This is a genomic window from Methyloprofundus sp. (genome assembly GCF_965251085.1).
Classification (GTDB): domain Bacteria; phylum Pseudomonadota; class Gammaproteobacteria; order Methylococcales; family Methylomonadaceae; genus Methyloprofundus.
The window spans coordinates 3,719,877-3,731,841 of the sequence record NZ_OZ252594.1 but is presented as its reverse complement, the minus strand read 5'-3'; the positions used below and the strand labels follow the sequence as shown (position 1 = coordinate 3,731,841).

The 11,965-nt window shown below is 43.2% G+C and carries 11 protein-coding genes; 6 read left to right on the top strand and 5 right to left on the bottom strand.

What is annotated here, in order from left to right; genetic code table 11:
* Nucleotides 1-26 precede the first annotated feature (26 nt).
* From dnaB to selD, 6 genes are all read left to right on the top strand, one after another.
* Complete coding sequence (dnaB, locus tag ACQY3F_RS17500) at nucleotides 27-1,421, top strand: replicative DNA helicase (RefSeq protein ID WP_428356240.1); 1,395 nt, start codon at nucleotides 27-29, stop codon at nucleotides 1,419-1,421.
* A complete protein-coding gene (alr, locus tag ACQY3F_RS17495; RefSeq protein ID WP_428356238.1) occupies nucleotides 1,418-2,503 on the top strand; it encodes an alanine racemase in 1,086 nt (361 codons plus the stop codon). Before dnaB ends, alr begins: the two co-directional genes overlap by 4 nt.
* Before the next feature lie 93 nt (nucleotides 2,504-2,596).
* On the top strand, nucleotides 2,597-3,355 hold the full coding sequence (locus ACQY3F_RS17490; protein WP_428356236.1) for a carbonic anhydrase family protein: 759 nt from the start codon (nucleotides 2,597-2,599) through the stop codon (nucleotides 3,353-3,355).
* Between the two features lie 22 nt (nucleotides 3,356-3,377).
* A complete protein-coding gene (locus ACQY3F_RS17485; RefSeq protein WP_428356234.1) occupies nucleotides 3,378-4,850 on the top strand; it encodes a M48 family metalloprotease in 1,473 nt (490 codons plus the stop codon).
* A 520-nt stretch (nucleotides 4,851-5,370) separates the two neighbouring features.
* Nucleotides 5,371-6,483 (top strand): tRNA 2-selenouridine(34) synthase MnmH, encoded by a 1,113-nt coding sequence (mnmH, locus tag ACQY3F_RS17480; RefSeq protein WP_428356233.1) that lies wholly within the window; start codon nucleotides 5,371-5,373, stop codon nucleotides 6,481-6,483.
* On the top strand, nucleotides 6,480-8,681 hold the full coding sequence (gene selD, locus ACQY3F_RS17475; RefSeq protein ID WP_428356231.1) for a selenide, water dikinase SelD: 2,202 nt from the start codon (nucleotides 6,480-6,482) through the stop codon (nucleotides 8,679-8,681). Before mnmH ends, selD begins: the two co-directional genes overlap by 4 nt.
* 191 nt (nucleotides 8,682-8,872) lie before the next feature.
* Here the strand turns inward: selD and ACQY3F_RS17470 are convergent, their stop codons facing one another.
* The 5 genes from ACQY3F_RS17470 to ACQY3F_RS17450 all read right to left on the bottom strand — a co-directional run bounded on the left by ACQY3F_RS17470 (nucleotide 8,873) and on the right by ACQY3F_RS17450 (nucleotide 11,859).
* The gene (locus ACQY3F_RS17470; RefSeq protein WP_428356229.1) at nucleotides 8,873-9,004 is read right to left on the bottom strand and encodes a hypothetical protein; all 132 of its coding nucleotides are present in this window, start codon (nucleotides 9,002-9,004) and stop codon (nucleotides 8,873-8,875) included.
* A gap of 57 nt (nucleotides 9,005-9,061) precedes the next feature.
* Entirely contained in the window at nucleotides 9,062-9,553 is a 492-nt protein-coding gene (locus ACQY3F_RS17465) for a DoxX family protein (RefSeq protein WP_428356228.1), read from the bottom strand.
* Nucleotides 9,537-10,355: a DNA-binding domain-containing protein gene (locus ACQY3F_RS17460; protein WP_428356227.1), complete on the bottom strand. Its 819-nt coding sequence runs from the start codon at nucleotides 10,353-10,355 to the stop codon at nucleotides 9,537-9,539. The genes ACQY3F_RS17465 and ACQY3F_RS17460 overlap by 17 nt, the downstream gene beginning before the upstream one ends.
* 10 nt (nucleotides 10,356-10,365) lie before the next feature.
* The gene (locus ACQY3F_RS17455) at nucleotides 10,366-11,214 is read right to left on the bottom strand and encodes an HvfB family MNIO-type RiPP peptide maturase (protein ID WP_428356225.1); all 849 of its coding nucleotides are present in this window, start codon (nucleotides 11,212-11,214) and stop codon (nucleotides 10,366-10,368) included.
* Between the two features lie 315 nt (nucleotides 11,215-11,529).
* Entirely contained in the window at nucleotides 11,530-11,859 is a 330-nt protein-coding gene (locus tag ACQY3F_RS17450; RefSeq protein WP_428356224.1) for a copper-binding oxazolone/thioamide-containing RiPP, read from the bottom strand.
* Nucleotides 11,860-11,965 lie beyond the last annotated feature (106 nt).

The window sequence follows — 11,965 nt, the reverse complement described above, 5'->3', positions numbered from 1 at the left end:
AAATAGTGATTAAGAGATAAATATATATGGCAGACACTGCATTTAAAAGTCGCGACAGAGCGGTAGATTCTTTAAAAGTACCCCCACATTCTATCCAGGCTGAGCAATCAGTACTGGGCGGTTTGATGCTGGATAATGAGCGCTGGGATACGGTTGCGGATAAAGTCAGCGAAGTCGATTTTTATCGTAAAGACCACCGCTTAATTTTTCAAGCTATACAGGACCTGGCAGAGAAGCAGATTCCTTTTGATGTAGTCACCATTTCTGAAACCTTGGGAAAAATCAATGAACTGGAAGATGCCGGTGGCTTAGCCTATTTAAGTGTACTGGCAAAAGATACTCCCAGTGCTGCAAATATTATTGCCTATGCCAATATCGTGCGTGATCGCTCGGTCTTAAGGCAACTGATACATGTAGGTACCGATATATCTGAATCTGCTTTTAATCCTGAAGGTCAGTCAACCAGTGATTTACTGGAAGGGGCAGAAAAAAATGTTTTTGAAATTGCCGAGCAACGGCAAAAAGGCCAATCAGGGTTTATTTCGATCAAGGATTTGCTGGGTACGGCTGTTGAAAAAATAGAAACCCTATTTGAACAAGAAGGAAATATTACCGGAGCGAGTACCGGTTTTACCGATCTGGACGATATGACTTCAGGCCTGCAAGCCGGTGATTTGATTATTGTAGCCGGGCGACCTTCAATGGGGAAAACCACGATTGCCATGAATATGGCAGAAAACGTTGCCGTAGGTAGTGGCCTGCCGGTCGCAGTGTTTAGTATGGAGATGCCTGGTGATTCACTGGCGATGCGGATGATGTCATCGTTAGGACGTATTGATCAACATAAAGTACGTACCGGTAAATTAGATGATGATGAATGGCCGCGTCTCACCTCAGCCATAAATTTACTCGCTGAAACCAAATTATTTATCGACGATACGCCCGCATTGACACCCAATGAAGTACGTTCCAGAGCCAGACGCTTAACGCGTGATCATGGACAATTGGGCTTAATCGTACTGGATTATTTGCAATTGATGCAATCGCCATCCAGTGGAGAAAGCCGTGTAGCACAAATTTCTGATATTTCCCGTGGTTTAAAAACCCTAGCCAAGGAAATGCATGTGCCTGTAGTTGCCTTATCTCAGCTAAACCGTAATCTGGAACAACGCCCTAACAAGCGACCGGTGATGTCAGATCTGCGTGAATCCGGAAGTATCGAGCAGGATGCCGATGTTATTATGTTTGTCTACCGGGATGAAGTATATAACGAAGATAGCCCGGATAAAGGTATGGCAGAGTTAATTATTGGTAAGCAACGTAACGGCCCGATCGGCACCGTGCGCTTAACCTTTCTGGGTAAATACACACGTTTTGAAAACTATGCACATGACCCTTATGCCGACGGAGATTATGAGTGATCCCTGCGGCAGCGCATATTGAGCTAAACATAAGTGCATTAAGACATAATATAAACAGAGTACAGAAGCTTGCGCCTAAGGCAAAGATAATGGCAGTGATTAAAGCCAATGCCTATGGGCATGGTTTGATTTCCGTGGCTAAATATCTGGCCGAATATGTAGACGCCTTCGCAGTAGCGCGGATTGATGAGGCGATTAGCTTGCGCGAAGCGAATTTTCAAGGCAGGGTTTTAGTATTACAAGGATTTTCTCGGCCTGATGAACTAGAGCTGATACAGCGCTATCAATTAGAGTGTGTTATTCATTCGACATCACAAGTTGATTTTCTGGAAGCAGCAGAGCACACTAATTCGATTTCAGTCTGGTTGAAAATTGATACTGGAATGAACCGTTTAGGCATTCGCCCTGAGCAGTTTTCAGCCGTATTATTGCGCGTACAACAGTGTCATAATGTTGCAAAATCAGTCAACTTTATGACCCACTACGCGAATGCCGATGATCTTCAGGATCATAAAACCAAACAGCAATTACAGCTGTTTAATGAGACCACCAAAAACCATGCTGGGCTAAAGAGTAGCGCAAATTCGGCGGCTATTATCGCCTGGCCAGCAACACATCAGGACTGGGTCAGGCCGGGGCTCATGCTATACGGCGCATCTCCCTTATTAAACAAGACAGCTGAACAGCTAGATTTATTGCCTGTTATGAGCTTGTATTCACGAATTATCGCAATTAAGACTGTAAAAGCAGGCGAGGCGGTCGGTTATGGCAGTAGCTGGGTAGCAAATAAAGAGACAGTCCTTGGCGTAATATCTATTGGTTATGGCGATGGTTATCCCCGCCATGCAAAACCTGGAACCCCGGTATTAATTAACCAGCAGCGGTTGCCGTTAATAGGCCGCGTATCTATGGATATGATCACTGTTGATTTAACTGGATACCCAGATATCAAGTCAGATGATCAGGCTTTGTTATGGGGGGCTGGATTGCCAGTAGAGGAAATTGCAGACTGTGCAGACACGATTGCATACACTTTGCTTTGTGGGATTACCCGCAGGGTAAAAGTGCTGGTGAAAGATTAACAGATTATAGACTCGCAAGGCGGGAGATATTTTTGATTTCTTTTGCAGGCATTTCTAATAGAATTGATAATTTAAGCTGAGGCAAAGAAATAAATGAGATGCACAACTCCTATTATGTTTTTATTGGCAATGGTCGTTACTGCTTGTACCTGTCAAAAAGTCCCCGTTGAACTAAGCGATGAGCTGCACGCTAACCAGGAAAGCTACTTTATCCCTGGGCTCGATCATGGCTTGATTCAGTCGCCCATTAATATTCTATCTGCGCAAACAGACATAGCAAGGGCTCATGAAATTACCCTGCACTTTCAGGACAAGATCAATGCAGTAGAAAACCTGGGTCATACGGTGCAACTTGATTTCGCTCAGGGTAGTACTGTCAGCAGTGGCGGGATGGAATATGAGTTAAAACAAATGCATTTTCATACCCCATCCGAGCATTTGATTGATGGCATGACATTTCCGATGGAATTACATATCGTTAATCAGGTCCCCCCGGTAAACCAGGATGACACTCCGCATTACCTGGTTATTGCCGTATTGTTTAAAATGGGTAAGGAAAACAAATTTATCAGTGAGTTTTTAAATAAGGTTCCAGAGCAGAAAAACAGTAAAACTGAGCTTCAAATAGATGAAGTCAGATTAAGTGATATAGTCAGTGATTTTTTAAGCATGAAACAGAGCTTTTATTATTATCAGGGTTCGTTAACCACTGCACCATACACAGAAAGCGTCAGCTGGTTTGTGCTTAAACGTATTATTGAAGCATCGCCAGAACAAATTCGCGCGATTAATAAAATTGAAGGCGATAATGCGCGGCACATACAAAACAAATTTGGCAGAACGATAAATTAATTTACATACCTGGAAAATAGCGATGCAGCAGATTAACCGAGTACTAAAAATTCTTCTTATCATTGTTAGCGCTAGTTTGTATTATGGCTGTGCAGTTAACCCAGTGACTGGCGACCGTGAAGTAGTTTTTATATCGGTTGAGGGTGAAAAGCAACTCGGGGCTGAAAATGCCAAACAAGTAGAAGAGCGAATGGGCTTGGTTGATGATCCCAAGCTAGTTAGTTACATACAATCGATTGGTCAGCGCCTGGCGAAGTATTCGCCTTATCAGGAAGTGACTTATCAATTTGAGATTGTTGATATTCAAGAGCCGAATGCCTTTGCACTGCCTGGTGGATATGTGTATGTCAGCCGTGGCTTGCTGGTATTGGTTAATTCGGAAGATGAGCTAGCCGGCGTAATCGGTCATGAAATTGGCCATGTTGCTGCACGTCACTCTGTGCAACGTTTAACCCGTGCCGCGCCAATTGGTCTGGTGGCAGGTATTACTTCGGCGGCCGTTGGGATAGTGAGTTCTTCTCTTGCCAACGCCGTGTCTGGTACAGGATCGCTGCTGAACTCTGCGATTCTTGCACCCTATAGCCGGGAGCAGGAAAATGATGCCGATGCGATAGGACAGTTACTGGCCGTAAAATCGGGATGGCAGCCTGATGGCATTACTCATTTTCTACATACTCTGGATCGCGAAACGGTTAGACAAGGGCAGGAAGAAGGGCTCGCTTTTCTTGCCACACATCCATCAACACCAAAGCGAGTTAAAGCCACAGAAACAAGAGCGATTGAGCTAAACGCGAAAGCCAGTACGACACCGAAAACAGACGTAATAGCTAAGGACCATAAAGCCTTTTTGGATAAATTAAATGGCTTAATTGTAGGAGCCGATGCTAAGCAGGGCGTTTTCATCGAACAAAAGTTTCTGCACCCAGTTATGGATATAGCTCTAGATTTTCCGCCAGGCTGGGAAACCACTAATCAGTCGCAATATGTTGCTGCAGTTACTAAACAGCAAGATGCGCTGCTAATATTACAACTTCAGGGTGATGGCGATGACACGGAACAGGCAGCCAGTGAATTTCTTAATAAGGCGAACCTGACAAATCAGAGCGTAAATCAACTCACCATTAGTGGGTTGCCTGCTAGTCAAACACAAGTTAATAGTTATAAACAAAAATCCACAGTGACCTGGATTGCCTTTAATCAGCAGATATTTCGTTTAACCGCAATCAATAAAAATTCAGCAGCGAACTACGGCCCTGTAATTTCCCGGTCTATTTCTTCCTTTCATCCGCTAACAGCAAAAGGCAAGGCAGAAGTCAAGCAGCAAAGGCTACGCATCATCCCTGCTGAGTCAGGTGAGAGCGTATCTGCTTTATTAAAACGGGCTGGCAGTGACTGGGATGAGGAAAGCTGCACAATTGCAAATAATCTGCAATCCGGCGCTTCTCTTGAAAAAGGGCAACTTATCAAGGTGGTTATTACTGAGCCATTTGAGTAATGCTGAACGGTGACAATATTAAATTTTCAGACGCATTTCGCATTGGAGAAGGCTTGCGATTGCTTTAGGTTTGCAACTGGTGAGCCCAGATATTCGTGAGCAAAGGCTGGAGCAATGGACACAGTTTGTTAAAGCCCACCCGGAAGGTTATCTGTATTGTTTTCGTGGCGGCCTACGTTCACGTACGACTCAGTCCTGGCTGCACAAGAGCAGGGGGTTAATTACCCATTGATTGAATGGTGGCTATAAAGCCATGAGCACTAGAAAAAAAGGACAGTGCCTCTTCTTTTTGTATGCTTCGCGCGGTCACGGATGCGGTTGTATAGAGCGCTGGTTTTTGTCGATAGCAAAATGCTGAAACTGGTGCATAGCTAGCTAGGTAACGGTTTCAGTAACGTAGCTATTGGCAAAAAATCAGCCGCTAGAAATCCGCATCTGTGATCGTGCGAAGTATAACATACAGCTTTTAACGAAATAAGCTGATAGTATTGTTTATTACCTCCAATCAAGATTAAGCATAATGAGCAGGCAAGATACACAAAACTATCAAAGTCTTTTTTTACAAGACATTCCCTTAATGGATGTTCGTGCTCCCATTGAATTCGATAAAGGGGCTTTTCCCAATAGCCATAACATTCCCATTCTTGATGATCTGCAACGTGAGTCCATTGGCACTTGCTACAAGCAGGAGGGCCAGGATGCTGCTATTGCTTTAGGTTTGCAACTGGTGAGCCCAGACATTCGTGAACAAAGGCTGGATCAATGGACGCAGTTTATCAAAGCCCACCCAGAAGGCTATCTGTATTGTTTTCGTGGTGGCTTACGTTCACGTACGACTCAAGCCTGGCTGCAAGAGCAGGGGGTTGATTACCCGCTGATTCAAGGTGGCTACAAAGCCATGCGCACTTATTTATTGCAGCAACTGGAAGCCAGCTCGCAACAGATTCCATTGGTGATTTTAAGTGGCTTTACCGGTTCTGGGAAAACCCATGTCTTAAACAAAAGCCTGTATCATATTGACCTGGAAGGTTTGGCGAATCATCGGGGCTCTGCTTTTGGTAGTGATGTCAATGATTTTCAGCCGACACAGATAAACTGGGAAAATCAATTATCAATAGCTTGCCTGAAGTATCGACACCAGTATCCACAATCAGGGTTATTACTGGAAGATGAGAGTAAGCGTATCGGGCGGAATATTCTGCCTGATAGTTTTTATATGCAAATGCAACAGGCACCTTCTATATTTCTTGAGCGTGAGCTAGAGCAACGTGTCGCAGTTATTCGTGAGGATTACTTTACCAGTAACTGGCCGCTCTATCAGCAGCAACACCGTGATGCGGCAGGTGAGAAATTTTCTGAATATTTACTAGGCAGTCTGGCGCGTATACAAAAGCGTTTGGGCGGTGTTCTTTACCAACAAATAAATAGCTCATTTACACGGGCTCTGGAGCATTTATTTACCACCGGAAAAACAGACTTATTTGATGAGGGGGTTTATTTGTTACTGCAGAAATACTATGACCCGATGTATCAATATCAGTTAAAAAATAAGCAGCGGAAAGTGATTTTTAGTGGCACGGAGCCAGAAATTCTAGCCTGGGTTGATGATCACTTAAAGACCATGACGCAATGAACCAGACTCCTATCTTTAAAGATCTGGTTTTAGTCGGGGGTGGGCACACCCATGCGCTAGTGCTACGTAAATGGGCAATGAATCCACTACCCGGTGTACGCATTACCCTGGTCAGCCCTCAGACTATGACCCCTTATTCAGGGATGTTACCCGGCTTGATTGCAGGGCATTACAGCTTTGAGCAAACGCATATCGATCTGGTGAAATTATCACGGTGGGCCAATATCCGCTTTATTCAAGACAGCGTGACAGCCATTGATGTAGCAAGTAATACGCTGGCATTGAAAAATCGCCCAGACATAGAGTTTGATGCGGTTTCTATCGATATAGGGTCAACCCCGAATCAACAGATAGCAGGCTCTGCTGAATTTACCACACCGGTTAAGCCTATCAGTGAGTTTTATCAGCGTTGGAACTCAATTCAGCAGCAGGTGCAACAGGGCAAAATACAATCGTTGTCAGTGGTGGGCGGAGGTGCTGGCAGTGTTGAAGTCATTATGGCGATTGCCTTTAAGCTCAGACAATTTAATCAATCGATACAATATCACCTGATAACCGCTGCCGATGATGTGTTACCCGGCTATAACCGCACAGTTAGGAATCGAGTAAAACAGCAGCTTAAAGAATATAAAATAAGCATCCATAGCTCGACCCGGGTTGCCAGACTTGAACGGGGTGTTATTCATTGTCAGAATAGCGATTTGATACAGGCTGATGAAATTATCTGGTGTACTCAGGCATCCGGATCGACATGGTTACAAGAAAGTCAATTAGCGTGTGATGATGCAGGCTTTATGAAAGTCAGGCAGACTCTGCAGTCCTTAGCTTATGATCATATTTTCGCAGCAGGTGACATCGCTAATATGGTCGCAAACCCAAGACCCAAGGCTGGCGTATATGCCGTTAGACAGGCAGACACTTTATTTCATAATCTGCGCGCGCAATTACTCAAGCAAAAACTGCTTGAATATAAACCGCAGGATGGTTTTTTAAGCCTATTAGCGTTAGGTGAAAAGCGGGCGACTGGCTCAAAATCATTGCTTAGTTTTTCCGGCGACTGGGTCTGGCGCTGGAAAGATTCGATTGATACTAAATTTATGAACCAGTTTCATCAATTACCCGAATTATCGATGACAGCAATAACGGCAGTCAATCCAGCGCTGATTGCAGCCGCAGAAAAAGCAGAGCAACACGACCCCTTAAAACGCTGTACTGGCTGCGGTGCTAAAGTAGGCGCTGATGTGTTACAGCAAGTGCTCAATGAAGTGCTGGGTGAGGCTTATTACCAACCTCAGGATGCAGTGCAAATTAGCCCTGATGCAAAGCTTATTTACCAAACAGTCGATGCACTGAAGACAGTGGTTGACGATCCCTGGGTGTTTGGAAAAATTGCAGTTAACCATGCATTAAGTGATCTATATGCAATGAACCTAAAGCCAGAATCAGCTCAGGTATTGATTACCTTGCCCTATGCTAGTCAGAGCATACAAAAAAGGCAGTTAAAGGCGCTAATGCAAGGCCTCACTAGGCAACTTGATAATTTGCAATGCCGTTTTTTAGGTGGGCATACTTCTGAAGCAAACGAGCTATCAGTGGGGCTAGTGGTTAATGGTATTGAACAAGAGCAACCGTTATTTCATAAACAAGGCTTAGTTTCTGGCGATAAGCTGGTTTTGTCCAAGCCACTGGGAACCGGAGTGATACTCGCCGGTGCCATGCAGAATCAATGTGATGGTCTTGTTTTTAATCAGGCGATTGCCTCAATGCTGCAAGCTAATAACCAGGCGGCAAAGATTCTGAGCCAGCTTAATGTTAAGGCATGTACCGATGTCTCGGGTTTTGGTTTACTCGGTCATTTACAGGAGTTGTGCCTGGCATCGGCATGTGCGGCGCGCTTAAATTTAAATGCTATTCCCGTATTGTCCGGTGCTGAGGCGTTAGCACTGAAGGGTATTCACAGCAGTCTTTACACTCAAAACCGTAGCGCAATCGATTGGCAGGGATGGCCGGATTCTATCACACAACAGCCTCGCTTTAATTTGCTTTTTGACCCTCAGACTTCAGGAGGCTTGTTAGCTGGAATACCCGCTGAAGACTATAAAAACCTTGATGATAGCTTTCATCAGCAGTTTTATACTATTGGGGACGTGACAGCACAAGATGATTGCGAGGCACAAATTCAAATTGAAGCAGTTTAAAAGGAGTGCAATAGCTTTAGCTATTGCAGGTATTACAAAAAAGCTAAAGCTTTTTTACTCCTGTTGACTGTAAGAATCATAAACCAAAGACCCGCCCCCATTTACCCGCAAGTAAAACTTTTCGATAAGGTGGTTAATTTATAAACTTAAGACTGGACATTTTGGTAGGGCGTGGCTTCAGCCCGCCAACGCTAAAAGGTATTTAATGGCGGGCTAAAGCCACGCCCTACCGTTTTAATATGTCCCGCATTAAAATGGTAGCCATCATTGCATAGCGCATATTCTGCTGTATTGCCAACAGGATTGATACATTTCGTTATCAATCACATTTAAAGCCACTCACATTTCTACAGCCATAAATTTTCCTCGCCTAAGACATATTAATTGTTATCTTTATTTATAATATAATCCAGACTCCAGCGTCCTGCACCACCAAATAACAGAGGGGTAAACATTATTAAATAGAGTAAAGGTAATTTATAATTTCCAAATCCTTTATCAGTAATCGCATACCCTTGCCAGAGTTCTGCCAGGCTATTCCAGTCTGATGACCAATGCACTGCTCCAATAGCCACCACGGTTAATATCATTAGTAACAAGGCAAATATGCGCGTCCCCAATCCCAGCACCAAGGCAATCGCTCCAATTATTTCAATCCATGTCCCTAATGCCCAAAGCAGGTCATTCGACAATAGATTAAAAGGCATAGGAAAAGTTATATGGGCAAACCAGTTTTCACCATTAAATTTTTTGATGCCAGCCTCCCAAAACTCATAAGCGAGAATAAGTCTAAATAATAAAGGCGGGATCTGATCCGCTCTATTATTGAGTGCTTGGGCTCCTCTGCTATAAGCATCAGATATTGTTTGCATTAGTGTTGTGCTCATTGATTGCTCCGATAATGATTTGTTGCTCTGATAATTGCTGTAAAATTTCTCTGCCAAACTGCATAAATTGTATAGGGTCGCTAAAATTAATTTCATCAGCGAGTTGCAGCAATATATGCTCTTGATTGCGGGTTTCGCCCTGTAGTAATTCAATTAATCTCGCTGTTATAGCATTTAACTCGACAAATTTCACCTGATCATCCTGAGTCCTAAATCCAGCCAGAATGATAGGCACCTGCTCATAAGGTTCTAAGCGGTTTTGCCAGTTCTGCCAATAGTCATCTGTCGCACTGATATGCTGTACTGGATAACGATAGTGCAATAAATGTAACACAGGATTGAGTACAGGAACCATTGATAAGGGTGCGACCAACCTCGGAAAGTTTGCATGCGTCTGGTTAGATTCAGCGGTTTCTATAATCAATTCCATCCATTCATAATGCGCTAAGTCATTTATGAATTCTGGTAACTCAAGGCCTGGCTTTGCATTTAATAAATACGCCATAAATTCATTGGGTATTTCTCGGTATAAAGGCGACTGACAGCGATGCTCTTTAATAAATAGCTGTACTACTTTTTGCCAAATATTTTCACCTAATAATGCACAGCTGTTAGGAAAGCAGCGTTGTAAGCAACCTTCGATGCCTGAATAATACAGTTCTGCATAAATTTGACTTGCTTCGGGCAAGGTATTTTCTAAGATCTGATCAGCGTGTGGATTGCGTAAATAATCAACAAACTGGTGTTGGTATTGTTGAAATTCAGGTATTGAAGTGGTATTCGTCATTCGCTTTGCCTTATGCTATTTTTTTATAAATTTCACCCTGCCAGTAACTTTGTAGCTTGGCGATATGCTCGACTTCTTCCACTAAATCAGCTAAAGGCGGGATATTAAAATCACGCTCTAATAAGGTGGGGAATAAGCCAAATTGTTGGTAAGCCGTTGACAATAAATGCCATACTGGATCAATCACATCGGCACCATGTGAATCAATAATCAAATTCGGGCTTCTTTGATCATGACCTGCAACATGACAATATTTAATACGCTCGCCCGGCAAGCCCAATAAAAACTGTTCGGCATCGTAGTAATGGTTCACGCTGTTAACATAGATATTATTCACGTCTAAATGCAGCCCACAATCGGCTTCTGTTAATACGGCATTGATAAAACTCAATTCATCCATGTCAGCAATAGGCGAAGCGGCATAGTAGGAGGTATTTTCAATCGCTATCGGCATTTCCAGTATTTCTTGCGTGCGCTTAATGCGCCTGGCAACATAGTGTACGGCTTCTTCAGTAAAGGGAATCGGTAACAAGTCATATAAATGGCCGTTATCTGCACAGTAACTCAAATGTTCAGTATAGAGTGCAATATCGTGCATTTTCATAAACGCTTTAATACGCAATAAAAAGGCTTCATCTAAAGGATCAGGGCCACCCAGAGAAAGTGATAAGCCATGCGCGACTATTGGATACCGCTCGGAAAACCATCTGAAATCACGCGCTTTTTTGCCGCCTAAATCAAGGTAGTTTTCAGGGGCTATTTCAAAAAAATCGAGCACAAAGGGCGTATCATCCATAAGCGCCCCCATATGCTCACGCCTGAGACTTAATCCAGATCCTGCTAAATTTATCTTATTCATAATAAAGCCTTTTTAATAAGGGGAGTAGGCTAAGGGAGATGGAAAAATATAATCATCCAAACGCGATCCTCCTACGAAGAGAGTAACTGTCGTTAAGTTAAGTATTAACACATCATAAACAATAAGTTATATAGTAGGCTGGGTTAGATTTTTTATTGCGAAGCATTAAAAAACGTAACCCAGTAAGGTCGTATCATTAAGCTGCTGGGTTACGTTATTTCGCTTTGCTTAATAAGCTAACCCAGCCTACCCTACCCGTTTTTGGTTAAAAAATATTTTCCACCTACATAAAGCTACGGTGCCATAAAACCTCTATCAAGTTTTATCGCCGCACTTTCCCTCTCCACATTTTCCTTCACTGGATTTTTCCATTGCTTTTTTATTCGAGGCTTTTTTATCACCGCACTTGCCTTCTCCGCATTTTCCTTCTGCTGATTTTTCCATGCTAGCTTTAGCGCCTTTTTTATCACCACATTTGCCTTCCCCACATTTACCTTCAGCACCTTTCGACATTTCTGATAATTGCACGGCATTTCCGACTGTCTTCATAGCAAAGGGGTTTTCACTCGCTAAGGCGATTGACGGTGTTAACAAAGAAACAGCGATAGCGCCGCCTAATGAATGGATAAGAGTTGATGTGTTCATTGTATTGATCTCCAGATTATTGATTTAATATAAAAATAAAGTAATGCGTTTTTAAAACGATAATGGGTCGGCAATAAGCCGCCACCCTTACAAAAAAACTAAATTT